Here is a 23,658-nt window from a genome sequence, read left to right as displayed (position 1 = left end):
GCAGGCAGGTGAAATTGCCTTGCGCTTGCCGCGCGGGCGCCATGCTGCTACCGCGCGCCGCCATGCCCGAAGCCCCCGATACCCGCCCGGCGGCGACGGCCGAGCCGCCCGCCCCGCCCCTGGTTTCCGTCGTCATCCCGGTGCGGAACGAGGCGCCGAACATCGCCCCGCTGGTCGCCGAGATCGAGGCGGCGCTGGCGGGGGTGGCGCATGAGATCGTCTATGTGGATGACGGCTCCTCGGACGCCACGCCGGCGGAGCTGGCGGCGGCGGCGGCGCGGGCGCCGGTGCGGCATCTGCGGCACCGGCGGAGCTGCGGGCAATCCGCCGCGGTGGTGACCGGCGTGAAGGCGGCGCGCGGCCGCTGGATCGCCACGCTGGACGGGGACGGGCAGAACGACCCGGCCGATATCCCCCGGCTGCTGGCCCGCGCCGAGCGGGAGGCGGCGGCCGAGGGCGGCGCGATACTGGTCGCCGGGCACCGGGTGACGCGGCGGGACAGTTGGGTGAAGCGGCGCAGCAGCCGGGTGGCCAATGCGGTGCGGTCCCGGCTGCTGCAGGATGCGACGCCGGATACCGGCTGCGGGCTGAAGGTCTTCCCCCGCGCGCTGTTCCTGGAGCTGCCGCATTTCGACCATATGCACCGCTTCCTGCCGGCCCTGGTGCTGCGCCAGGGCGGGCGGGTGGTGAGCGAGCCGGTGAACCACCGGCCGCGGGTGCGGGGCGTCTCCAATTACGGCACGCTGGACCGGCTGCTGGTGGGGCTGGTGGATCTGGCCGGGGTCGCCTGGCTGCAGCGGCGCTGGAAGCGGCCGGAGGTCGAGCCGGAGACCCCGCCCGGGACCGGACCGAGGACCTGAGCATGGCGGCAGGCAGGGCGGCCGCCGCCGGTGCAGCGCCCGGCGGCATGGGGTCCGGCGACACCGGGCCGGGCGGCGCGGCGCCAGCCGGCACGGGGCCGGGCGGCGTGGGGCCGGGCGGCATGGGGGCCGGTGGCGTGGCGCCAGTTCACAAGAAACCTGGCGGTGCGCCGCCGAGCGACACGGCGCCTGGCGGCGTCGGGGCCGGTGGCGCGGCGCCGGGCGGCGGGGAGCCCGACGGCGGGGCCGGGCGCTGGCGGGCCATCGGCAGGCTGCTGCTGTTGGCGGCAGGGCTGGTGGCGGCGGGGCTGGCGCTGCGCGGCATCGGGCTGGTGCCGGGCACCGAATGGGTGGACCGGCATGTGCGGGGCCAGGGGCTGTGGGGGGAGGCGATGTTCCTGCTCGTCACGGCGGCGGCGACGGCGCTGGGGGTGCCACGGCAGGGGATGGCCTTCCTCGGCGGCTATGCCTTCGGGGCGCTGGCGGGCAGCGCGCTGGCGGTGGCCGGGACGGTGCTGGGGGCGGCGCTCTCCCTGGGCTGGGCCCGGCTGGTGGGGCGGGGCTGGGCGGAGCGGCAATTGGCCGGGCGCTTCGGCCGGCGGTTGCGGCCGGTGCGGGACGTGCTGGCGGCCAACCCCTTCGGCGCGACCCTGGCGCTGCGGCTGCTGCCGGTGGGAAACAATCTGGCGCTGAACCTGCTGGCCGGGCTGGCGGCGCTGCCGGTGCTGCCCTTCCTCGCCGGCTCCGCCCTGGGCTACCTGCCGCAGACCCTGGTCTTCGCCCTGCTGGGCAAGGGGGTGCGGGTGGATGGCGCCTGGCAGTTGGGGCTTTCGGCCGGGCTGTTCGCGCTTTCGATCGGCATCGGCCTCTGGCTGCTGCGCCGCGCCAGGGCGGCCCGCGCCCTGGCCGAGGAATAAGCCGGGCCGAAGGCGTCCCGCCGCCACCCGGCTGCCCGTTGCCCTGGCGCGGCTTCGCCGCGCCAGGCTGCGCGAGGCGCCGGTCGTGAGGGAAGCCCGGGGTCCCCATGGCGGCGCGCAGCGACGTCGTGGGGAGCTAGTGCAGGCGGAACTCCCCGCCGGCATAGCGCAGCTCGGCCGGGCGGGTGAGGGCGGCGGAGGCGACCCGGACGGAATGCAGCGGCCCCTCGATCTCCCGCTGCCAGAAAGCCAGGAACCGGCTCAGCTCCGGGAAACTCGGCGCCAGGTCCACCTTCTGCCAGATGAAGGTCTGCAGCAGCGCATGGTTGTCGGGCATGTGGTACAGGATCTCGGCGGTGGTCAGGTGCCAGTCGGGGATCTGCAGCTTCACGAAGCGATCAAGGCTGTCGAGCACGCGGAACTCCTCTCCTTGAACCAAATGCGGCGCCCTTGGCTGGCGCGCTTCCTCCTCCTCAACGTCATCAGCTTGCCACGGATTTCCCGGTGGCCGGCAAGGAAAAGCTTTAATATCAGCCGATTAGCACTCGCACTCCGGGAGTGCTGCAAACCCTTGACGAGTTCCCCGCTTTTCCTTAGATCGCTGGCACTCCTCACGTGGGAGTGCTAGCGATCCCGCTGGCACCGCCCCGTGAGGTGTCCAAAGCCATATCCCCACATGGCATCAGGAGAGGACCGCAGATGAGCTTCCGTCCCCTGCATGACCGCGTTCTCGTCCGCCGCGTCACGGCCGATGAGAAGACCGCGGGCGGCATCATCATCCCCGACACCGCGAAGGAGAAGCCGCAGGAAGGCGAGGTGATCGCCGTCGGCGCCGGCACCCGCGACGAGGCCGGGAAGCTGGTCCCGCTGGAGGTGAAGGCGGGCGACCGCATCCTGTTCGGCAAGTGGTCCGGCACCGAGGTGAAGCTCGGCGGCGAGGAGCTGCTGATCATGAAGGAGAGCGACATCCTCGGCATCCTGGACGCCCCTTCCGTCGCCAAGGCCGCCTGACCACCAGGCTCCGCCCGATCCAGAACCTTGACGAGCAGCGCCACCCCGCGGCCTGACGCCGCGGGCAGGGGAGCACTCGTCCCCAACGAAGGAGACACATGATGGCTGCGAAGGACGTGAAGTTCGGCGCCAGCGCGCGCGAGCGGATGCTGCGTGGCGTCGATATCCTGGCCGATGCGGTGAAGGTGACGCTGGGCCCGAAGGGCCGCAACGTCGTGCTCGACAAGAGCTTCGGCGCGCCGCGGATCACCAAGGACGGCGTGACCGTCGCCAAGGAGATCGAGCTGGCCGACAAGTTCGAGAACATGGGCGCGCAGATGGTGCGCGAAGTGGCCTCGAAGACCAACGACCTGGCCGGCGACGGCACCACCACCGCGACCGTGCTCGCCCAGGCGATCGTCCGCGAGGGCGCCAAGGCCGTGGCCGCCGGCATGAACCCGATGGACCTGAAGCGCGGCATCGACAAGGCCGTGGCCCAGGTGGTCTCCGAGCTCGAGACCAAGACCAAGAAGATCACCACCTCCGCCGAGGTCGCCCAGGTCGGCACCCTTTCCGCCAATGGCGAGGCCGAGATCGGCGAGATGATCGCCAAGGCCATGGAGAAGGTCGGCAATGAGGGCGTGATCACGGTCGAGGAAGCGAAGAGCATCCAGACCGAGCTCGACGTCGTCGAGGGCATGCAGTTCGACCGCGGCTATGTTTCTCCGTACTTCATCACCAATGCGGAGAAGATGATCGCGGAGATGGACAACCCCTACATCCTGATCCACGAGAAGAAGCTCTCCGGCCTGCAGCCCATGCTGCCGCTGCTGGAAGCCGTGGTGCAGTCCGGCCGGCCGCTGGTCATCGTCGCCGAGGATGTCGAGGGCGAGGCGCTCGCCACCCTGGTGGTGAACAAGCTGCGCGGCGGCCTGAAGGTCGCGGCGGTGAAGGCGCCCGGCTTCGGCGATCGCCGCAAGGCGATGCTGGAGGACATCGCGATCCTCACCGGCGGCGAGGTCATCTCCGAAGACCTCGGCATCAAGCTGGAGAACGTGACCCTCGCCCAGCTCGGCCGCGCCAAGACCGTGCGGATCGAGAAGGAGAACACCACCATCGTCGATGGCGCGGGCTCCAAGGAGGCGATCAACGGCCGCGTCGAGCAGATCAAGGCGCAGATCGAGGAGACCACCTCGGACTACGACCGCGAGAAGCTGCAGGAGCGGCTGGCGAAGCTGGCGGGTGGCGTCGCCGTCATCCGCGTCGGCGGCTCGACCGAGGTCGAGGTGAAGGAGCGCAAGGACCGCGTCGATGACGCGCTGCATGCGACCCGCGCCGCGGTGCAGGAAGGCATCGTGCCGGGCGGCGGCATCGCGCTGCTGCGCGCCTCCGAGAACCTCGGCTCCCTGAAGGGCGTGAACAACGACGAGCAGGTCGGCATCGAGATCGTCCGCAAGGCGATCCAGGCGCCGGCGAAGCAGATCGCGGCGAATGCCGGCAAGGACGGCGCCGTGGTGGCCGGCGAGGTGCTGCGCAACAGCGCGTACACCTACGGCTACGACGCCCAGAAGGACGAGTACAAGGACCTGGTGGGCGCCGGCATCATCGACCCGACCAAGGTCGTGCGCACCGCGCTGCAGGACGCCGCTTCGGTGGCCGCGCTGCTGATCACCACCGAGGCGATGGTGGCGGAGCGGCCGGAGAAGAAGGCCCCGCCGGCACCGGGTGGCGATATGGGCGGCATGGGCGGCATGGATTTCTGATCCAGCCCTCCGCGCTGCAACGGAAGGGGCGGGGCCGCGAGGCCCCGCCTTTTTTTCACCCGCAATACGGTTGCAGCGGAGACGGCCGGCGCCACAACTTTTCCGCGCCGTGGCCGGGAAATCCTCACGGTCTTGCGTGTACGATTCCGTTGACTTCAACCGGCAGACCTGTGTCCACTGGCACCGTCAGCCGTGCCAAGACCGCCTTGCCGTGCCTGCCGGATCACCCGGTTGCCCACCAAGCCGATCCCACCGGTTGTAGCCGCGGCGGGCGATTGGCGCCCCCGCATTGCGAAGGAGGGTGCATCGCATGGCGATTGGCACCGTGAAGTGGTTCAACGCCACCAAAGGCTTCGGCTTCATCGTCCCGCAGGATGGCGGCAAGGACGTGTTCGTGCACATCACCGCGGTGCAGAAGGCCGGGCTGCAGGGGCTGCAGGAGAACCAGAAGCTCAGCTACGAGGTGGTGATGGAGCGCGGCAAGGCCGCCGCGGCCAATCTCAAGCCGCTGTAGCTGCCTGCCCCATGGCGCTGCCCGGGCGGCGCCATGGATGCGAAAGGCCGGGCTTGCCTGCCCGTGCGGGCTGAAGCGGCTGGCGTTTGGTGCGGAGCGGGCAGCCGTCGGCGCAACGGCCTTTCCGGACCGGGCCCCAGCCCGCTGGCCCCAGCCTCCGCCGCTGCGGCGGCCACCGGCTCTTCCCTGCCCCGTCACCCGCCTGCAGGCCAGCACCGGGACGTTCCCGCCTTTCCCTGATCTGCTCTAGGATCGCCGCCACAGGGAGAAACCCATGGACGCGATCACCCAGCCCCCCGTTATTCGCCTGCACCCGGAAGACGGCGTCGTCATCGCCCGCCAGGTGCTGCCGCCGGGGACGCGCGTGGCGCCGGGCATCGCCACCGCCGTGCGCATCCCGGCCGGGCACAAGGTGGCGGTGGTGCCGCATGCGAAGGGGGAGCCGGTCCGGCGCTACGGCCAGATCATCGGCTTCGCGACCGAGGCCATCCTGCCGGGGCAATGGGTGCATACCCACAACCTCGCCATGGGGGATTTCGCCCGCGACTATGCCTGGGGCGTCGATGCCCGCCCGACCGAGAAGGCGGCGGTGCCGGCCAGCTTCGAGGGTATCCGCCGCGCCGATGGCCGGGTGGCGACGCGCAACTACATCGGCATCGTCACCAGCGTGAATTGCTCCGCGCATGTGGCGGAGCTGATCGCCCAGGCCTTCCGCCGCAACCCGCTGACGGGAGAGGATCCGCTGGCCGCCTGGCCGAATGTGGACGGCGTGGTGGCGCTGACCCACAAGACCGGCTGCGGCATGACGGAAGGCGAGCCGCTGCGGCTGCTGCGCCGCACCCTCGGCGGCTTCGCGCGGCACGCCAATTTCTCGCATGTCATCGCCATCGGCCTCGGCTGCGAGGTGAACCAGATCGGCGGGCTGCTGGAGGAACAGCGCCTCTCCGGCCGGCTGCGCAACATGTACATCCAGGAGATGGGCGGCACGCGGAAGACGGTGCAGGCAGGCATCGGCTTCGTGAAGGAGGTGCTGGCGGAGGCCAACCGCGTGCAGCGGGAGACGGTGCCGGCCAGCGAGCTCTGCGTCGCGCTGCAATGCGGCGGCTCGGACGGCTATTCCGGCATCACCGCCAACCCGGCGCTGGGTGCGGCGAGCGATCTGGTGGTGCGGCATGGCGGCACGGTGATCCTCAGCGAGAGTCCCGAGACCTATGGTGCGGAGCATCTGCTGACGCGCCGCGCGGTGAGCCCGGCGGTGGGCCAGAAGCTGGTCGACATCATGCATTGGTGGGAGGACTACACGGCGCGCGAGGGCGCCGAGATGAACGCCAACCCCTCCCCCGGCAACAAGGCGGGCGGGCTGACCACCATCCTGGAAAAATCGCTCGGCGCGATGGCCAAGGCCGGCACCACCAATCTGGTGGAGGTGGTGCGCTATGCGGAGCCGGTGACGGCGAAGGGCTTCGTCTTCATGGACACGCCGGGCTACGACCCGGTGGGCGCGACCGGGCAGGTCGCGGGGGGCGCGAACCTGCTGTGCTTCACCACCGGCCGCGGCAGCGTCTTCGGCTGCAAGCCGACGCCTTCCATCAAGCTGGCGACCAACACGCCCATGTATCAGCGGATGGAAGACGACATGGACGTGAATTGCGGCACCATCCTGACCGGCGAGGAAAGCGTGCAGCAGGTGGGCGAGCGGATCTTCCGATTGATGCTGACAACGGCGAGCGGCCAGCGGACGAAGAGCGAGAGCTTCGATTTCGGCGCGGCGGAATTCGCGCCCTGGGTGCTGGGGGCGACCATGTGAATGGCGCGGCGCTCTATCGCCCGGAATTCGTTGCCGCGCTGAACCTGCTGGCCCGCGCCTGCGCCCTGATGGCGCGGGGCGGGCATCCCTTGCCCATCCTGGTCGGCGGGGCGGTGGTCGAGTTCGATACCGGCAGCCAGATCACCTCCGGGCGATTTCGACTTCGTTGCAGGCGCCGATGAGGCCGTTGCCGAGGCGTTGCTGGCGGTGGGATTCCTGCGGGAGGATCGCCGGGGCCATCTTCGCAGGGGCTTTTACCATCCGGAGATCGCCATCGGCGTGGAACTGGTCTCCGGCGCTTATTTCGACGGTCAGGCGGAGCGGTCCCGCCTCCGGCTGGTCGAGCTGGAGGGTGGTGAGATCTGCATGGCGCCGACCGAGGAGCTGATCGCCGACCGGATCGGGCAGTGGGAGGCCTCCCGCCGGCAGGACCATGAAATGCTTGCCCAGGCCGCCGCTCTCTACGGTCTTGCTGCCGGTCTCGACGATGACTACCTCGACAGGCGCATCCGGCACGAAACCGCCGGAGCCCATGGCATGGACTTCCTGCGGAGCCTTTGGTCGTGACCCGCATCACCCTCGCGGAACGGGGAGGGCAGATCCAGCGGAAGCTGGATGCAGGCTTCCGCCTGCCCGCGGTGGCGGAGCTGGCCAATAGCGGTCGCCGCCGCACCCCGGAAAAGCGCGCCTTGCTGGCGCGGCTGCAGGAAGTCGCGGCCACTCAGGGCCGGACGCCACCCTTCGCCGCCAAGTATTGAGGGTACTCGCCGAAGGCTGACGCCGCTGGCGCGTCCGTCGCAGCGAGAGGGGGCATCGGCCGCGGCCATAGGTAAGGCGACTTCTACCCGCCCACCGCGAAGATCCGCTTCGCCTTCTCCACGTCATAGGGCCGTTCTTCCAGCGAGTCCGGCTCCCATTCGCTGCGTGCGGCGGCGAAGAAATCGCCGCCATAGACATGGATGGCGCCGGTCAGCCGCCCCAGCGGGTTGGTGACGGAATGGATGATGTCCTGGCCCAGTGCGGTGCAATCCCCGGCGCGCAGGGATTTCGCCCCGGCCGCCTCCACGCGGCCGGACGGCCCTTCCGGCAGGCGGCGCCAGAAGATGTTGTCCTCGCCGCCGGTATAGACGCCGATCACTGCCCACATGTTGTGGTTATGCGGCATCACCGTCATCCGCGGCGCCCAGATGACGTTGAGGATGGTCAGCTCCGGCGAGCGGTAGAGCGGCACCAGCCCGCCCGCCTGCGGCGCCCCGAGGCCTGCCAGGACCGCGCCGGGCTCGCTGACGGCGCGGGCCATCAGCTCCCGCACCGCGCGCTGGCCGCCCTCGGCCAGGGCGAGGCGGCATTCCTCGATGAAACGCTCCAGGTCGAACATGGGGGGCCTCCGGCCGCGGAGCCTAGAGCGGTTTCACGCTGACTGTGCAGCGCGAAACCGCTCTAGCCTATGGATTGTAGAGCAGATTCACGCCTCCGGGCGATGCCGCCCTTCGGCGATCTGCTCTAGCGCGGCGGCAGGGGGCGAAACCAGCGGGAAGCGGCGCTAATTTATTGATTATTCGATATCTTCCTGCGCACGGGCGGCGCCGACCAGCGGCGGCGGGGCCGGGCCAGGACCGATCCGGGCGGTTCGGCATCGACCTCCCGGACGGTGGCGTCGAGGCCGCCCGCCGCGCCGCCGGAGAGCCGGCGGCCCGGGCCCGCAGGGCCGCGCTGCGCGTCCTCGCCCGGGGGCCGGGCGGGGACGCCAAAGGCGAGAAGGTTGGCCCCCCCGCTCACCCCTCGTAGGGGATGGTCCTCTGGGTCTGCTCGCCCAGCCCCTCGATGCCGAGCTTCATCACCTGCCCCGCCCTCAGGAAGATGGGCGAGGGCTTCTTCCCCAGCCCCACCCCCGGCGGCGTGCCGGTGAAGATCACGTCGCCCGGATGCAGCGTGATCATGTGGGAGACGTAGGAGACCAGCGTCCTCACCCCGAAGATCATGGTGCGGGTGGAGCCGTCCTGCATGCGCTCCCCATCCACGTCGCAGAACATCGCCAGGTTCTGCGGGTCCGGCACCTCGTCCTTCGTCACCAGCCAGGGGCCGACCGGGCCGAAGGTGTCGCAGCCCTTGCCCTTGTCCCAGGAGCCGCCGCGCTCGATCTGCCATTCGCGCTCGGAGACGTCATTGCCCACGGCATAGCCGGCAACATGGTCCAGCGCGGCCTCCTCGCTGACGCATTTGGCCTTGCTGCCGATGATGATGCAGAGCTCGACTTCCCAGTCGCACTTCACGCTGTTCTTCGGGATGATGACGTCGTCATTCGGCCCGCAGAGGGCGCCGAGCGACTTCAGGAAGACGATCGGCTCCTTCGGCACCGGCGCGCCGGTTTCCGCCGCGTGGTCGGCATAGTTCAGGCCGATGCAGACCAGGTTCTTCATGCCAGCGACGGGGGGGCCGAGGCGCGGGCTGCCGGGGATGGCGGGCAGCGAGGCCGGGTCCAGGGCGGCGAGCTTCGCCAGGCCGGCGGGGGAGAGCGCCTCGCCCGCCAGCTCGGAGACCACGCCGGAGAGGTCGCGGACGGTGCCGCCGGCGTCGAGCAGGCCGGGTTTCTCCTGGCCCGCGGGGCCGTAGCGCAACAGCTTCATCGGTGGGTCTCCTACTGCTGGTTCCTGCGGCCACGCGGAGCGGGCCGGCCTGCATCTCGGCGCGGGCGGCGGTCAACCGGCCACCGCCACCGCCTTTTCCTGGGCGTTACCATGCGGGCGCGCAACTTGCGCGCGCGACATCGCGCCGTGGGCGCGCCTTCGGCGCGACGTCGCGCGCACCTCAAGCCCCGGCCATGGTCCGGATTCGTGTCAAGGACGCAGCCGCGCGGGGCGCCGTGTCGCTTCGCGGCATCCTTGAGACGAAATCCGGACCATGGCTCTCGCGAATAATCGCCTTCGACGGTGTCGAAGGCGCAGCAAAGCGCCGCCGTGCCAGCACGAAGAGTGGGCGCGGCAGCTTCGCGCCGGCGCGACATGTCAGAGTGTCCAGCCGCCATCGATGACGATGGCCTGGCCGGTGACGAAGGTGCTCTCCGGCGCGGCAAGGTAGACGACCAGCGCGGCGATCTCCTCCGCCGTCGCCAGCCGCCCCATGGCCTGGCGGGCGACGAAGGCGGTGCGCGCCTGCTCCAGCCCGCCCGCCGCCGCGGCATTGGCGGCGATGCGCTCGCCGAGCGAGGGCGTATCCACCGTGCCGGGGCAGAGGCAATTGCAGCGTATGCCGCGCGTCACATAGTCGGTCGCCACGGATTTGGTCAGCCCGACCACCGCCGCCTTGGTGGTACCGTAGAGGAAGCGGTTGGGCGCGCCCTTCACGCTGGAACAGGCGGAGGCCATGTTGACGATGGCGCCGCCGCCCTGGGCCAGCATCCCCGGCAACGCGGCGCGGATGCTCTGCCACATGCTGCGGACATTCAGCGCGAAGGCGAAATCCCACTCCGCATCGGTGCAGCTCTCGACGCTGTTCTGATGGACGAAGCCGGCGCAGTTGAACAGCACATCCAGCGGCCCGGCGGCGGCGATGGCGGCGGTGACCGCCGCGTCATCCAGCACGTCCAGCGCCCGGGTCTCGATGCCCTGCGCCTCGAGCGCCGCGAGCTTGCCCGCATCCCGGTCCGTGGCCAGGACCCTGCCGCCTTCCGCCGCCATGGCCATGGCGCTGGCCCGGCCGATCCCCTGCCCGGCCGCCGTCACGAAGCACCGCTTACCCGCCAGCCTGCCGGCCATGGCCGTGACTCCGTCCCTTCCCGCCGCCCATGATCACGGCGGCGGGGTGGACGTCAAATTACTCCGCCGGCGGGGCGGGCCGCCTCAGCGGGCGGCGACGCGGCCCTCCACCGCCAGGCGCAAATTTCGCGGCACCGAGGCCGGGGCACGCGCCTGCGCCGGGGCGGGGGCGGAAGCGCGCGCCTGCGCCGGGGCAGCGGGCCTGGCCGGCGGCGCGCTCAGCACCACCCGGCGGTTCTGCTCCAGCGTCCGCGCCGCGATATCGGCAGCGGCGTCGCCGGAGGATTGCGCGAAGGCCGGCATGGCGCCGAGCAGCAGCGCCGCGGCAAATGCGATCCGTCGCATAGAGAACCCTTTCCCGAAATCCTGCCGGCCCAGGCCGGCGCTTGACCGGCAAGATGGGGAGGAATGTCGCAATGCACAAATGCGAAAGCCTGATGCGGGGCATCCGAGACGCGAATAGGGCGCGGCGCGGCCCTGGCGCCGGCTCCGCCCCTCATCCGGGTCTCCCCTCCCCCGCCAGCGGGGACGAAGGGTCAGTGGTTATGGCGGCTCTCGCCCCTGGTTTCCAGGATATTGAGATAGGCGGTCGCCGGCTCCAGGCAACCGCCCAGGCCGAGCTGGCCGACCATGCTGCGCTGGATCTCCTCCCAGGGCGTCTTGTGCGGCAGGTCCGGCTTCACCCAGGCGGCGCGGCGGGCGGCCAGCTCCGCCGCCGGGATCAGCACATCCACCTTGCGGGTGTTCAGGTCGATGCGGATCGGGTCGCCGGAGCGCAGCAGCGCCAGCCCGCCGCCCACCACGGATTCCGGGGAGATGTTGAGGATGGAGGGGCTGGCGGAGGTGCCGCTCTGCCGCCCGTCGCCCATGGTCGGCAGGCTGTCGATGCCGGCGCGGATGAGCGCGGCGGGGGGCTGCATGTTCACCACCTCGGCGCTGCCGGGGTAGCCCACCGGGCCGCTATTGCGGATGACCAGCACGGTGCGCTCATCGATGCCGAGGGCGGGGTCCTCGATGCGGTCGTGGTAGTCCTCCGGCCCCTCGAAGACCACCACCTTGCCCTCGAAGACGCCGGGCGGGCTGCTCAGGAAGCGCTTCCGGAACGCGTCGTCGATGACGCTGATCTTCATCACGGCGCTGTCAAAGATATTGCCGGAGAGGATGGCGAAGCCGGCATGCGGCTTCAGCGGGTTGGCGTAGGCGCGGATCACCTCGCGGTCCGGCTCCGGCAGCGCCTCGACATTCGCCGCCATGGTCCTTCCGGTGACGGTCAGGGCATCGCCATGGAGCTTCCCGGCGAACAGCAATTCGCGCATCACCGCCGCCACGCCGCCGGCGCGGTGGAAGGCCTCCCCCAGGAAGCGGCCGGCAGGCTGGCAATCCACCAGCAGCGGGATGTCGTGGCCGATGCGGTCCCAAGCCTCGATCTTCAGCTCCACGCCCATATGGCGGGCGATGGCGATGATGTGCGGCGGGCAATTGGTGGAGGCGCCGAGGGCGCTGGCCGCGACGATCGCATTCTCGAAGGCGGCGCGGGTCATGATGTCCGAAGGCCGCAGGTTCTCATGCACCATCTGCACGATGCGCATGCCCGTCGCATGCGCCATCTGCCCACGCTCCCGGTACGGCCCGGGGATGGCGGCGCAGCCGGGCAGCGACATCCCCAGCGCCTCCGCCAGGGAGTTCATGGAGAGCGCCGTGCCCATCGTGTTGCAATGGCCGACGCTGGTGGAGCTGCTCGCCACCAGCTCCATGAAGCCGTTGTAGTCCAGCTTCCCCTCGGCGAGCATCTTGCGCGCTTCCCAGACGATGGTGCCGCTGCCGGTCAGGCGGCCGCCGTAATGGCCGTCCAGCATCGGGCCGCCGCTGAAGACGATGGCGGGGATGTTCACCGTGGCGGCGCCCATCAGGCAGGCGGGGGTGGTCTTGTCGCAGCCGGTGGTCAGCACCACGCCGTCGATCGGGTAGCCGTGCAGCACCTCGACGAGGGAAAGATAGGCCAGGTTGCGGTCCAGCGCGGCGGTGGGGCGCTTGCCGGTCTCCTGGATCGGGTGGATGGGGAATTCCAGGGGGATGCCGCCGGCGTCCCGCACCCCTGCTTTGATCCGGTCGGCCAGCGCCACGTGGTGGCGGTTACAAGGAGAAATGTCGCTGCCGGTCTGGGCGATGCCGATGATCGGCTTGCCGGATTGCAGCTCCCCGCGCGTCATGCCGAAATTCAGGAAGCGCTCGACATAGAGCGCGGTCATGCCCGGGTCCTCCGGGTCGTCGAACCAGCGCTGGCTGCGCAGCTTGAAGCTCTTCTTGGTCTGGTCGGAACCGGCCATGGCGCGCACTCCCTGATGCCAGGACCCTGAATCCGCCGCCCCTTTCCTGTCAACGATGGCAAAGCCGCGCTGCAGCGCAACAACCGCGTTGACAGGCGCGCCCGGCTCCCCGCCTAATGGTTCAGCAGTATCAGAAAGACCCCCACCATGCCGAAGAAGCTGACCGAGGCGCAGGTCACGGAGTACCGGGAGCAGGGCTTCACCGCCCCTATCTCCATCCTGACGCCGGAGGAGGTGCGGCAGCACCGCGCCGCGCTGGAAGCCTATGAGGGCATCAAGGGCAAGCCGCTGGCCTTCCCGGAAAAGTCCAAATGCCACCTGCTCTTCGCCTGGGCGGATGCGCTGGTGCACCACCCTGCCGTGCTGGATGCGGTGGAGGATGTGATCGGCCCGGACATCATGCTCTTCCACTTCACCCTGCAGACCAAGGAAGCGCATCGCCCGACCTATGCCGAATGGCACCAGGACGACGCCTATTTCCGCCTGGACCCGCCGGAGCAGGTGACCGCCTGGCTGGCGCTCTCGGAAGCCTCCGCCCTCTCCGGCTGCATGCGCATGCTGCCGGGCAGCCACAAGCGCGGCACCGTCAGCCATTTCGACAAGCCGGGCGAGGAGAACATCATCCGCCGCGGCATGACGGTGGAGGGCCTGACCTGGGAGGACGGGGTGCTGGCCCCGCTGAAGGCGGGTGAGATGTCGCTGCACCACACCCATACGCTGCACGCCTCCGGCCCCAATGACAGCGACGACCGCCGCATCGGCCTCACCCTCAGCTACATCCCGACGCGCTGCCGGCCGACCGGCGATGTGCGGCCTTCCGCCCTGCTGGTGCGCGGCGAGGACCGCTACGGGCATTTCGAGCGCGAGACGCGGCTGACGCAGGAGCTGACGCAAGAGGCCCGCGCCGCGCATCGCCGCGCCTGCGGCCTCTACACCTCGCTGGCCGGGATCGCCGCATGATTCATTCCCCACGAAGCCGCTGCGCGGCTCCGCGGGGGCCCCGTTCAGGGCTCCGCGACCGACGCTTCGGCACCGCCTGCCGCGGCGAAGCCGCGGCAGGACAGCAGGCGGCCGGGTGGCGCCTTCCGCGCCTCCTTGCCACCTGCGCGCTGCTGTTTGGCTTGGCGCAGACCGCCGCCGCGCAGACCTTGCGCATCGGCATGACGGCCACCGACGTGCCGACCACCAGCGGCATGCCGGACAACGGCTTCGAAGGGACGCGTGTCCTCGGCTACCCGGTCTTCGAGGCGCTGGTGCTCTGGGACCTCTCCCGCTCCGACGTCCGGGCCGGCCTTCGCCCCGGCCTCGCCGAGCGCTGGGAACAGGATGAGCAGGACCCGAAGACCTGGATCTTCCACCTCCGCCAGGGGGTGAAATTCCATGACGGCACCGAGTTCAACGCCGATGCGGTGATCTGGAACCTCGACCGCTTCTGGAAGCAGGACAGCCCGCAATTCGATGCCGCCGGCAGCGGCGTGGTGCGCAGCCGGGCGACGCTGGTCGCGAGCTATCGCAAGATCGACGACAGGACCGTCGCCATCACCACCACCCGCCCCGCCTCCTACTTCCCCTATATGGCGGTCTATATCCTCCTCACCTCGCCCGCCTCCTTCGACAAGGGCGGGCGGGACTGGGCCAAGGTGGCGCTGGCCATGCCGGCCGGCACCGGGCCCTTCCGCCTGGCACGCGTCACGCCGCGGGTGCAGGCGGACATCGTCCCCAACCCGGAATACTGGGACGCGGCGCGCCGCCCGAAGATCGAACGCATCTCCCTGATCCCGATCCCGGAGGCGATGACGCGGGTGAACGCGCTCCGCTCCGGCCAGGTGGACTGGATCGAGGCGCCGCCGCCGGATTCCATTCCCTCCCTGCGCCAGGCCGGTTTCACCATCGTCACCAACCCCTACCCGCATACCTGGGGCTGGCTGCTGAGCCTCGCCAAGCCGAACACCCCCTTCACCGATGTGCGGGTGCGCCGCGCGCTGAATTACTGCGTGGACCGGGACGGCATGGTGGCGCTGCTGAACGGCACGGCGGAGCCGGCCGTCGGCATCTTCCGCACCGCCGACAACATTTTCGGGAGCCCGCAGCAGCGCTACCGGCATGACCCGGCGCTCGGCCGCGCGCTGCTGAAGGAGGCCGGTTACGGGCCGGAGAAGCCGCTGCGCTTCAAGGTGCTGATCTCCACCAGCGGCTCCGGCCACATGATGCCGCTGCCGATGAACGAATTCCTCCAGGCGAACATGCGCGAGAGCTGCGGCGTGGAGGTGAGCTTCGAGGTGGTGGAATTCGGCACGGTGCTGATCCAGACGCGCTCGGCGCCGGACAGCCCCGGGCTGCGCGGCTCGCTGGCGCTGAACACCGCGCCGCCCACCTCGGACCCGGCGCAGATCGTGCGCTACACCGCGGCCGCCTCCGCCGCGCCGGCGGGCGTGAATTGGTCCCACTACAAGGACCCGCGCTACAACGCGCTGCTGGAGCGGATGGAGCTGGCGCGGGACCCGGCGGCGGCCGAGGCAGCGCTGCGCGAGGCGCATGAGATCTTCGTGGACGACGCCCCCTGGGTGTTCATCGTCCACGACCTCAACGCCCGGGCGATGACCCGCCGGGTGCAGGGCTTCGTCCAGGCGCAGAGCTGGTTCCAGGATTTCGTCCCGGTGACCATGGCGCGTTGAGCGCCGCAGGCCGCAGCGGCTGCCTCATGCCATGCACGGCGCAACACGGGCTGCCCGCTGCGCTGAGGCGGCTTCGCCGCTTCAGCCTGCGCGAGGCCTCAGGCTTCCAGGGATGCCGGGGCCCGCGTGACGTTGCGCAGCAACGTCACGGGAATAAGCGTCATGGGGATAAGCCCCCGCCGCGCCGCGCAGCGGTGCCGCGGGAAGTCTCAGTCCGGCGCGGTCCAGCTTGCCTGCCAGCCGGGCTTCGGCCGCAGCACCTTCGCCATGAAATCCAGCGCCACCGTCTCGCTGAAGCGGCCGACGCCGAACAGGAAGCGGTACCAGAGCGCGCCGTAGAGCATGTCGTGCAACTCCTCCGCCTCGCCTTCGGCGAGGAAGCTGCCATCCGCCTGGCCGCGGCCGATCAGCCTGATGGCGGCGTCGCGCCGATGCGCCAGCCAGCGGTCGCGGAGAATATGCGCCATTTCCGGGTCGGCCAGGCTCTCGCCCAGCACGGCCCGGGCCAGCGCGCCGTTCATGCCGTTCAGCCGCCGTCCCATCGTCGCCAGGTTGTTGGCGATCGCGGGCAGCGGCGCCAGCGCCTCGTCCAGCGGCTGGGTTTCCGTGACACGCCGCAGCAGGGCGTCGATGAACAGCGCCAGCCGCGAGGGCCAGCGGCGATAGAGCGTGATCTTGGAAAGCCCGGCACGCTCCGCGATCCGTTCCATGGTGATGTCATGGACGGGCGCGATTTCCAGCAATTCGATCACCGCGTCCAAGGCGCGGTCCTCCGCGCCTTCCAGGCGCGGGCGGCCACGCGGCCTTGGCGCGGCCAGCAGGTTTTCGTGTGACACCGGTGTTGTCCTCCGGGGTCTGCTCTAATCGGGTTATAGCGAGGGAAGCAAGCAAATGCAGGCTGTGACGTCCGGGGAAAGCGAGGAACTGGCCGGAAGGCGCATCCTCGTGGTCGGCGGCGGCTCCGGCATCGGTCAGGCGACCGCCCGTCTGGCGGCGCGGCGTGGGGCACGGCTCGCCGTCACCGTGCTGAATGCAGCGGAGGCCGAAGCGACGGCGGCGGCGCTGCCCGGCGCGCTGGTCCGGAAGCTGGAATTGCAGCAGCGCGACCAGGTGGGGCCCGTGCTCGCCGGCCTGACCGGCGAGCTGGGCGGGCTGGATGCGGTGATCTACTGCGCCGGCATCATGATCCGCACCACCGCCACGGCGATGACCGATGCGGAATGGGATCGGCTGATGGAAATCAACCTCACCGGCGGCTTCCGCGTGCTGCGGGAAGTGCTGCCTTCGCTCGAGGCCTCGCCGAATTTGCCCGGCGCGGTCATCATCTCCTCGCAGCTCGGCACCGTCGGCTTCCGCGCCGGCGCGGCCTATGCGGCGAGCAAATTCGGGCTGAACGGGCTCGTCGCCTCCATTGCGCTGGAATACGCCCCGCGCGGCGTGCGGGTGAATGCGGTGGGGCCCGGTCCGACCGAAACGCCGCTGACCGAGCGGAGCCGCGCCGATCCGCAGATCTTCGCGGATATGGTCGGGAACATCCCGATGGGGCGCTACGGCAAGCCGGAAGAGATCGCGGAGGTGATCCTCTTCCTCGCCTCCGCGCGGGCCAGCTTCGTCACCGGGCAGTGCTGGTGCGTGGATGGGGGGTATGTGGCGAAGTAGGGCGGGTTGGGGGCTTTGCCCCCAAACCCCCGCCAGGGGCGCTGCCCCTGGCCCCCCTGGGAGGGGACACCTCCCCGGACCCCGGTGGGGTTTTCTGCCAGCCGGCCCGTGCCGCTCAATCCGGCCGGATGTTGCCGGCGCGGATCACCGCGGCCCATTTGGCGATCTCGGCTTCCAGGAAACGCCCCATCGCCTCCGGCGTGCCGCCGCCGGGGACAGCGCCCTGGGCTTCCAGCTGGCTGCGGAAAGCGGGGGCGGCGAGGATCTTTCCGACCTCCGCGTTCAGCCGCTCGATCGCCGCCGGCGGCGTGCCGGCGGGGGCCACCAGCGCATTCCAGGTATAGGCGTCGTAGCCGGGCAGCCCGGCCTCGGCGATGGTCGGCAGATCGGGCCAGGAGGGGATGCGCTCCTGCGTCGTCACCGCCAGGGCGCGCAGCCTGCCGCCGCGGACCTGCGGGCCGGAGGAGAGGGCGCTGTCGAACAGCACGTCGCATTCGCCCGCGACGGCGGCCGTCACCGCCGGGCCGCTGCCGCGATAGGGGATATGCGTCATCTCGATGCCGGCCATGGATTTGAACAGCTCCCCCGCCAGATGGGAGGGCTGGCCGGTGCCGATGGAGCAGTAATTCAGCCGCCCTGCCTGCGCCTTGGCCTGCGCCACGAATTCCGCGACGGAGCGCGGCGCCCGGTCCACCGGCGCCACCATCAGCAGCGGGTAGATGGCGACGAGCAGGATGGGGGCGAAGCCGCGCACCGGCTCATAGGGGATTGAGGGGAAGAGGCTGGGGTTGATCGCCTGCGGGCCGCTCGCCGTCATCAGCAGGGTGTGGCCGTCCGGCGCCGCCCGCGCCGCCACCTCGGTGCCGATCATGCCGGAGGCGCCGCCACGATTCTCGATGACCACGGCCTGGCCCAGCGCTTCCCCCAGAGGCGTGGCGATAAGACGGGAGACGACATCGGTGGAGCCGCCCGGCGGGAAGGCGACGATGATCCGCACCGGCCGGTCCGGCGCCCAGCGCGGCTGGGCCATGGCGCGGCGCCACAGCGGCGGCGCGGCAAGCAAGGGCAAGGCGTGCAACAGGGCGCGGCGCTGCATGCGCGGTTTCCTCCCGGGTTGGTTGCCGGGGAGGATGCGATGATTCCGCCGCTGCCTCAATCCAGGGCGGCCCATCCCGCGTAACCGCGCCGCCCGGTGCCTGAAGCGGCTTTGCCGCTTCAGGCTGTGCGATGCCCTGCGGCAGGCAGCGACTCCGGGGCCCCCATAGAGCCGCGCAGCGGCTTTATGGGGATTAGCCGATCGCCTCCTCGAGGAAGACCTGCACCGCCTGGAACAGCGCGCCGCGGTTGCGCTCCATGAGGATAGTATGCGTCCCCTCCCCCAGCACCACCAGCCGCTTGCCCGGGCTGGCCGTCAGCAGCGGGAACAGCGTGCTGGCCTCGGCCGGCGGCGTGTCCCGGTCCCATTCCGCCACCACCAGCAGGGTGGGCACGGTGAGCTTCGCCGGATCGTAGAAGGGCTTGCCCGCCTGCCAGAACTCCCGCAGGTCCTGCAGCACGCCGTTCGGCGCGCGCAGCGCCGGCGGGTTGCGGCGCAACCCGTCCGGGTCCGTCGCCCAGGTCAGGCCGGCCCAATGCTCGAACCAGCCGGGCGGGATCAGCGCCGCCTTCTTCGCCTCCGGCATGCCGTTCAGCCAGCGCTCCCGCGCCTGGGCCTGGGTCACCCAGCGATAGGCGCCGAGTTCCCCGCCGGTGCCGGCGGCGGCCAGGCTCGGCCCTTCCCGCAGCCATACCGGCGCGTAGAGCACCAGGCGTTCCACCAGCGCCGGATTGTCGGCGGCGAAGCGCGCCATCAGGCTGGTGCCCCAGGACCAGCCCATATGCACGATCTTCGGCAGCGACCGGCGCTGGCGGATGAAACCCGCGACGGCGGCGATATCCGCCACCGCCACCTCGCCGCGGACTAAGGGCTGGTTCGCCTCCGGCGGCTGGCTCATCTCCGGCGGCCGCGTGCTGCGGCCATAGCCGCGCAGATCCATGCACCACACGTCGAAGCCGCGGCCGGCGATGTAGTCCATCCAGGACAGGCCGCCGAGCGGCAGGTCGAAGGCGGAATGCGCCGGGTAGGTGGCGCCGTGCACGAAGAGCAGGGTGCGGTCGGGCCGCGCCGCCAGCCCCTCCGGCCGCTTGTTGCGCACGAAGAGCTCGATCCCCGCATCGCGGGACGGAACCATGAATTCCTCGGTCACCACCGGGGCGGCCGAGGCGGTCTGCGCCGCGGCCGGCAGGGCGGCGGCGCTGGCGGCCAGAAGGGGCGGGGCGGCGAGAATCGCGCGGCGCTGCATGGCGTCACTCCGGAAGGGCGTTGCCCGGAAGCTAGCAGGCCAGCGGGACTGCCGGAATGCGGGGGGTGGGGCTGCCCGGCGGCCCCCCGGCCGGGCTACAAGCCGCGGCATGAGGGAACCACCGGATCACACGGCCCCGCCCCCGAGCCGGGGGGCGGAGGTAAGGGCCTTGATCGCGCTCGCCTGGCCGCTGGCGCTGACCAATCTCAGCCAGCATGCGATGACGCTGACCAACGCCGTCATCCTCGGCTGGCTGTCCACCGAGGCGCTGGCGGCGGCAACGCTGGCCGCCAACCTCTACTGGGTGGTGATGGCGCCGATGCTGGGCTGCGCCTTCGCCGCCGGGCCCATCCTGGCGCAGGCGCGCGGCCGGGGCCGGCTGAAGGGCGGGGCGGGCCGCGGCTGGGTGCGGGAGATGCGCCGGGGCGCCCGGGCCGCCTTGCTGGCTGCGCTGCTGCTGACCCTGCCCTGCCTGTTGCTGCTGTGGCAGGGGGAGGCGGTGCTGCGGGCGCTGGGGCAGGACCCTGCCCTGGCGGCGCTGGCCGGCACCTATCTGAACTGGATGATGTGGGGGCTGGTCCCCTGCGCCGGCTTCTTCGTGCTGCGCAGCTTCACCGCGGCGATGGAGCGGCCGCGGCCGGCCCTGGTGGTGACGCTGCTCGCCGTGGGGCTGAACGCGGTGTTCTGCTGGCTGCTGGTCTTCGGCACCGGCGCGTGGGGCGGGTTCGGCATCGCGGGCGCGGGGCTGGCCAGCCTGCTGGCCGACCTCATCCTGTTCGGCGGGCTCTACGCCGTGGTGGCGCTGGACCGGCAGCTCGGCCGCTTCCGCCTGCTCGGGCGGTTCTGGCGCTGGGATGCGGCGCGCATCGCCGAAATCTGGCGGGTGGGGCTGCCGATTTCCGGCACGCTGCTGCTGGAGATCGGGGTGTTCAGCGCCGCGGCGCTGGCGGTGGGCTGGTTCGGCGCGGCGGCGGTCGCGGCGCATGCCATCGCGGTGCAGGTGGCGGCCTGCACCTTCATGGTGCCGATGGGCATCGGCCAGGCGGCGACGGCCCGCGTCGGGGTGCTGACCGGCGCCGGCGATGCGGCGGGGGCGCGCCGGGCGGGGTGGCTGGCGGTGGCGCTGGGCGCCGGCTTCATGGCGGCGGCGGCGCTGGGGCTGATGCTGGGCGCGCGCTGGATCGCCTGGGGTTTCCTCGACCAGCGGGACCCGGTGGCCGCCGCCGCGGCCGGGCTGGGGGCGGTGCTGCTGACCGTCGCCGGGGTGTTCCAGCTGGCCGATGGCGTGCAGGCGGTGGCGAGCGGGGCGCTGCGCGGGCTGAAGGATACGCGGGTGCCGATGCTGCTGGCGGCGCTCGGCTATTGGGGCCTCGGCATGCCGGTGGGGCTGGGGCTGGCCTTCCTGGCGGGGCTCGGGCCGCTCGGCATCTGGCTGGGGCTGGCGGCGGGGCTCGCCGTGGTGGCGGGGCTGATGCTGCGGCGCTGGGCGAGGCTGGCGGCGGCGCCGGCGCTGGGCTGAGGGGTCGCCGCCCCCGCATCCTCCCACCAGCGGCCCGGGCGCCGCCGGGCGATGGCGGCCGGGCGGACGCATCCGACCGGACGTCCCAGAAGTCCGGGCAGGAGCGACGGCCTGCAACGGCCCGCCTGCCTGCGACGCTGGCCGGGCCGGCGCAGGTCGCGGGCAGGAGATCGGCCCCGGCCCTGACCTGGTGGCGGCAGCAGGGCCGGAGCGTGACCGGTTGCGGTTGACCCGACCGCAACCGATCACGCGGCCGAACAAGGAGCCAGAGCGGGATGCGTGAGCGACGGCGAACGCATCCCGCTCCGGCGCTCAGGCCCGGGCCAGCGCGCAGCCGCCCTCGCTGAGCGGGCGAAAGGCGTCGGCGGCGTCGGTGGTCTGCAGCAGCTTGTAGTAGTCGAACGGCCCGCGGCTTTCCTCGGGCTTCTTCACCTCGAAGAGATAGGCGGGGTGCAGCTTACGGCCGTCGGCGCGGATGGTGCCGCTGCCGAAGGCGTCGTCATCCGTGGGCATCGCCTTCATGCGGGCCACGGTGTCCGCGCCGCTGGCCTTGGCGGCCCGGACGCCGAGATCGGCCACCGCCTTGAGATAGTGTAGCACCGAGGAGTATTCGCCGGCCTGGATCATGCTCAGCGGCACCTGCCCGGCCATGGCCCGGGCCCGCTGCGCGAAGGCCCGGGTGCGGTCGTTCAGGTCCCAGTAGAAGGTCTCGGTGCAGACCAGGCCCTGCGCGGTTCGCAGGCCGAGCGCATGCACGTCCGGCAGGAACATCAGCAGCGAGGCGATCTTCACCCCCCGCCGCGCCAGCCCGAATTCCGCCGCCTGCTTGATGCAGTTCACCGTATCCGTGCCGGCATTGGCGAGGCCGATGACCTTGGCGCGCGAGGCCTGCGCCTGCAGCAGGAAGGAGGAGAAATCCGTGGTCCCGGGGAACGGCGTGCGCACCGTGCCGACGACCCGCCCCCCGGCCGCCTGCACGAAGCTCATCGTGTCGCGTTCCAGCGAGTGGCCGAAGGCGTAGTCGGCGGTGATGAAGAACCAGGTGTCGCCGCCGGCCCGCACCGTCGCCGCGCCGGTGGAATTCGCCAGCATGTAGGTGTCGTATACCCATTGCACGGTATTCGCCGTGCAGGCGCGGCCGGTGATGTCGGAGGTCGCGGGCGAGGTGGCGAGCGCGACCTTGTTCTTCTCCCGCGTCAGCTCGGCGACCGCCAGCGCCACGGCGGAGGAGGCGACATTGGCCACCGCATCCACGCCGTCGCGGTCGTACCATTGCCGGGCGATGTTCAGGGCGACGTCCGGACGGTTCTGGTGGTCGGCGACGAGCACCTCGATATCGAAGCCCCGGCCGGCGAATTCCTGCACCGCAAGGCGGGTGCAGGCCACCGACACCGGCCCGTTGATGTCGCGATAGGGTCCCGACATGTCGGTGAGCACGCCGATCCGGATGGTATTGGCGCCCTGCGCCCGCGCCGTGCCCGATGGCAGGCCGGCCGCCACCGCTGCGGCACCCGCCTGGAACAGCCCTCTCCTTCGCATTGCCATGATTCGTTTCCCCCTCGGCACCGCTTGAACGGGTGCGCTTTGTCGGTCCGGCCGGCATTGCCGCCTCCCGCATCCGCCTTGTCCGGCGGGCTGCTGTCAAGACCGCGGGGTCCGGCACGTGCCGGGGCAGGAGGCAGCGGCGCGCGGCGTGACGCGGCGCGTGCGCGGCGCTTGCCGGGCAGGCGGAACCGGCGTCCAATCCGGCCGGAGGAGGATCCTGCCATGCTGAAATTCTATTACCACACCGCGCCCAACCCGATGAAGGTCGCGCTCTTCCTGGAGGAATCCGGCCTGCCCTACGAGGCCATCCCGGTGGATACGCGGAAGGGCGAGCAGCACACCCCCGAATTCCTCGCCATCAACCCCAATGCCAAGACGCCGGCGATCGTCGATGACGGCAAGCCGGTCTTCGACAGCAACGCCATCCTGCTCTACCTGGCGGAGAAGACCGGCAAGTTCCTGCCGCCGGCCGAGCTGCGGGGCGAGACGCTCTCCTGGCTGTTCTTCATCGCCTCCGGCATCGGGCCCTATTCCGGGCAGAGCGTGCATTTCGCCAACCACGCGCCGGAAAAGCTGCCCTATGCCATCCGCCGCTACGATTTCGAGGCGAAGCGCCACTGGGGCATCCTGAACGACCGGCTGGCGACGCGGGAATGGCTGGTGGGGGACAGCTACTCCATCGTCGATATCGCGGCCTGGGGCTGGGAACGCGCCGCCGCCTATGTGCTGGGCGCCGAAGGCTGGGCCGCGGTGCCGCATGTGCAGCGGCATTTCGCCGCCATCAATGCGCGGCCGGCGGCGGCGCGGGCCAGCGCCATCAAGGACCGCCACGCCTTCAAGGCCGAGATGGATGACGAGGCGCGCCGGGCGATGTTCCGCCACATGGCGGCGGAGTAGGTTCTCACCCCCTCCCCCGCCAGCCGGGGAGGGGACGGTGGCTTGCCCTCCCGCCGCCAAGGGCTAGGGTTCCAGGCAACACCCGTGG

General features: G+C 70.9%; 24 protein-coding genes. 14 read left to right on the top strand and 10 right to left on the bottom strand.

The window, feature by feature from the left end:
• The first annotated feature begins 62 nt into the window (after nucleotides 1-62).
• Nucleotides 63-860 (top strand): glycosyltransferase, encoded by a 798-nt coding sequence (locus tag E5N76_RS22205; protein WP_149539519.1) that lies wholly within the window; start codon nucleotides 63-65, stop codon nucleotides 858-860.
• Between the two features lie 2 nt (nucleotides 861-862).
• The gene (locus tag E5N76_RS31115) at nucleotides 863-1,777 is read left to right on the top strand and encodes a TVP38/TMEM64 family protein (protein ID WP_268921322.1); all 915 of its coding nucleotides are present in this window, start codon (nucleotides 863-865) and stop codon (nucleotides 1,775-1,777) included.
• 136 nt (nucleotides 1,778-1,913) lie between these two features.
• Here E5N76_RS31115 and E5N76_RS22195 read toward each other — a convergent pair whose 3' ends face one another.
• A complete protein-coding gene (locus E5N76_RS22195) occupies nucleotides 1,914-2,192 on the bottom strand; it encodes an usg protein (RefSeq protein ID WP_268921321.1) in 279 nt (92 codons plus the stop codon).
• A 284-nt stretch (nucleotides 2,193-2,476) separates the two neighbouring features.
• On the opposite strand from E5N76_RS22195, the gene groES reads away from it, so the two are divergent.
• From groES to E5N76_RS22160, 7 genes are all read left to right on the top strand, one after another.
• A complete protein-coding gene (groES, locus tag E5N76_RS22190; protein ID WP_149539518.1) occupies nucleotides 2,477-2,788 on the top strand; it encodes a co-chaperone GroES in 312 nt (103 codons plus the stop codon).
• Between the two features lie 101 nt (nucleotides 2,789-2,889).
• Complete coding sequence (gene groL / locus E5N76_RS22185; RefSeq protein WP_149539517.1) at nucleotides 2,890-4,530, top strand: chaperonin GroEL; 1,641 nt, start codon at nucleotides 2,890-2,892, stop codon at nucleotides 4,528-4,530.
• Between the two features lie 310 nt (nucleotides 4,531-4,840).
• Entirely contained in the window at nucleotides 4,841-5,044 is a 204-nt protein-coding gene (locus E5N76_RS22180) for a cold-shock protein (protein WP_149539516.1), read from the top strand.
• A gap of 274 nt (nucleotides 5,045-5,318) precedes the next feature.
• Nucleotides 5,319-6,851 (top strand): UxaA family hydrolase, encoded by a 1,533-nt coding sequence (locus E5N76_RS22175; RefSeq protein ID WP_207792072.1) that lies wholly within the window; start codon nucleotides 5,319-5,321, stop codon nucleotides 6,849-6,851.
• Nucleotides 6,848-7,033, top strand: coding sequence for a hypothetical protein (locus E5N76_RS22170; protein ID WP_149539515.1), 186 nt, complete (start codon nucleotides 6,848-6,850; stop codon nucleotides 7,031-7,033). Before E5N76_RS22175 ends, E5N76_RS22170 begins: the two co-directional genes overlap by 4 nt.
• Before the next feature lie 97 nt (nucleotides 7,034-7,130).
• Nucleotides 7,131-7,418, top strand: coding sequence for a hypothetical protein (locus tag E5N76_RS22165; protein ID WP_149539514.1), 288 nt, complete (start codon nucleotides 7,131-7,133; stop codon nucleotides 7,416-7,418).
• Entirely contained in the window at nucleotides 7,415-7,609 is a 195-nt protein-coding gene (locus E5N76_RS22160; RefSeq protein ID WP_149539513.1) for a hypothetical protein, read from the top strand. Before E5N76_RS22165 ends, E5N76_RS22160 begins: the two co-directional genes overlap by 4 nt.
• Before the next feature lie 83 nt (nucleotides 7,610-7,692).
• Here the strand turns inward: E5N76_RS22160 and E5N76_RS22155 are convergent, their stop codons facing one another.
• The 5 genes from E5N76_RS22155 to E5N76_RS22135 all read right to left on the bottom strand — a co-directional run bounded on the left by E5N76_RS22155 (nucleotide 7,693) and on the right by E5N76_RS22135 (nucleotide 12,933).
• Nucleotides 7,693-8,229: a cysteine dioxygenase family protein gene (locus tag E5N76_RS22155; RefSeq protein WP_149539512.1), complete on the bottom strand. Its 537-nt coding sequence runs from the start codon at nucleotides 8,227-8,229 to the stop codon at nucleotides 7,693-7,695.
• A 397-nt stretch (nucleotides 8,230-8,626) separates the two neighbouring features.
• On the bottom strand, nucleotides 8,627-9,478 hold the full coding sequence (locus tag E5N76_RS22150) for a fumarylacetoacetate hydrolase family protein (RefSeq protein ID WP_149539511.1): 852 nt from the start codon (nucleotides 9,476-9,478) through the stop codon (nucleotides 8,627-8,629).
• A gap of 378 nt (nucleotides 9,479-9,856) precedes the next feature.
• The gene (locus E5N76_RS22145; RefSeq protein WP_149539510.1) at nucleotides 9,857-10,606 is read right to left on the bottom strand and encodes an SDR family oxidoreductase; all 750 of its coding nucleotides are present in this window, start codon (nucleotides 10,604-10,606) and stop codon (nucleotides 9,857-9,859) included.
• A gap of 84 nt (nucleotides 10,607-10,690) precedes the next feature.
• Nucleotides 10,691-10,951 (bottom strand): hypothetical protein, encoded by a 261-nt coding sequence (locus E5N76_RS29735; protein WP_187830326.1) that lies wholly within the window; start codon nucleotides 10,949-10,951, stop codon nucleotides 10,691-10,693.
• 191 nt (nucleotides 10,952-11,142) lie between these two features.
• Nucleotides 11,143-12,933, bottom strand: a complete 1,791-nt coding sequence (locus E5N76_RS22135) for an IlvD/Edd family dehydratase (RefSeq protein ID WP_149539509.1) — start codon at nucleotides 12,931-12,933, stop codon at nucleotides 11,143-11,145.
• A gap of 147 nt (nucleotides 12,934-13,080) precedes the next feature.
• Between E5N76_RS22135 and E5N76_RS22130 the strand changes: the two genes are divergently transcribed.
• Both E5N76_RS22130 and E5N76_RS22125 read left to right on the top strand, forming a co-directional pair.
• Complete coding sequence (locus E5N76_RS22130; RefSeq protein WP_149539508.1) at nucleotides 13,081-13,893, top strand: phytanoyl-CoA dioxygenase family protein; 813 nt, start codon at nucleotides 13,081-13,083, stop codon at nucleotides 13,891-13,893.
• A 161-nt stretch (nucleotides 13,894-14,054) separates the two neighbouring features.
• On the top strand, nucleotides 14,055-15,608 hold the full coding sequence (locus E5N76_RS22125; protein ID WP_207792071.1) for an ABC transporter substrate-binding protein: 1,554 nt from the start codon (nucleotides 14,055-14,057) through the stop codon (nucleotides 15,606-15,608).
• Nucleotides 15,609-15,817: 209 nt separating this feature from the next.
• Here E5N76_RS22125 and E5N76_RS22120 read toward each other — a convergent pair whose 3' ends face one another.
• On the bottom strand, nucleotides 15,818-16,444 hold the full coding sequence (locus E5N76_RS22120; RefSeq protein ID WP_149539506.1) for a TetR/AcrR family transcriptional regulator: 627 nt from the start codon (nucleotides 16,442-16,444) through the stop codon (nucleotides 15,818-15,820).
• Nucleotides 16,445-16,499: 55 nt separating this feature from the next.
• On the opposite strand from E5N76_RS22120, the gene E5N76_RS22115 reads away from it, so the two are divergent.
• A complete protein-coding gene (locus E5N76_RS22115; RefSeq protein WP_149539505.1) occupies nucleotides 16,500-17,267 on the top strand; it encodes an SDR family NAD(P)-dependent oxidoreductase in 768 nt (255 codons plus the stop codon).
• A gap of 115 nt (nucleotides 17,268-17,382) precedes the next feature.
• On the opposite strand, the gene E5N76_RS22110 is transcribed toward E5N76_RS22115, so the two are convergent.
• Together E5N76_RS22110 and E5N76_RS22105 are read right to left on the bottom strand one after the other, a co-directional pair.
• Nucleotides 17,383-18,363, bottom strand: coding sequence for a tripartite tricarboxylate transporter substrate binding protein (locus E5N76_RS22110; protein WP_207792070.1), 981 nt, complete (start codon nucleotides 18,361-18,363; stop codon nucleotides 17,383-17,385).
• A 193-nt stretch (nucleotides 18,364-18,556) separates the two neighbouring features.
• Nucleotides 18,557-19,609 (bottom strand): alpha/beta hydrolase, encoded by a 1,053-nt coding sequence (locus tag E5N76_RS22105; protein WP_149539503.1) that lies wholly within the window; start codon nucleotides 19,607-19,609, stop codon nucleotides 18,557-18,559.
• A 169-nt stretch (nucleotides 19,610-19,778) separates the two neighbouring features.
• Here E5N76_RS22105 and E5N76_RS22100 point away from each other — a divergent pair, with 169 nt between their 5' ends.
• Complete coding sequence (locus tag E5N76_RS22100; RefSeq protein WP_235907823.1) at nucleotides 19,779-21,128, top strand: MATE family efflux transporter; 1,350 nt, start codon at nucleotides 19,779-19,781, stop codon at nucleotides 21,126-21,128.
• A 312-nt stretch (nucleotides 21,129-21,440) separates the two neighbouring features.
• Here E5N76_RS22100 and E5N76_RS22095 read toward each other — a convergent pair whose 3' ends face one another.
• Nucleotides 21,441-22,673 (bottom strand): ABC transporter substrate-binding protein, encoded by a 1,233-nt coding sequence (locus tag E5N76_RS22095; RefSeq protein WP_149539501.1) that lies wholly within the window; start codon nucleotides 22,671-22,673, stop codon nucleotides 21,441-21,443.
• Nucleotides 22,674-22,895: 222 nt separating this feature from the next.
• On the opposite strand from E5N76_RS22095, the gene E5N76_RS22090 reads away from it, so the two are divergent.
• Nucleotides 22,896-23,570, top strand: coding sequence for a glutathione S-transferase family protein (locus tag E5N76_RS22090; protein ID WP_149539500.1), 675 nt, complete (start codon nucleotides 22,896-22,898; stop codon nucleotides 23,568-23,570).
• Nucleotides 23,571-23,658: the final 88 nt, after the last annotated feature.

The sequence above is a fragment of the Siccirubricoccus phaeus genome (assembly GCF_008360935.1).
Classification (GTDB): Bacteria; Pseudomonadota; Alphaproteobacteria; order Acetobacterales; family Acetobacteraceae; genus Siccirubricoccus; species Siccirubricoccus phaeus.
The sequence above is the reverse complement of the archived record's forward strand: the minus strand, read 5'-3'. Positions and strand labels throughout refer to the sequence as shown.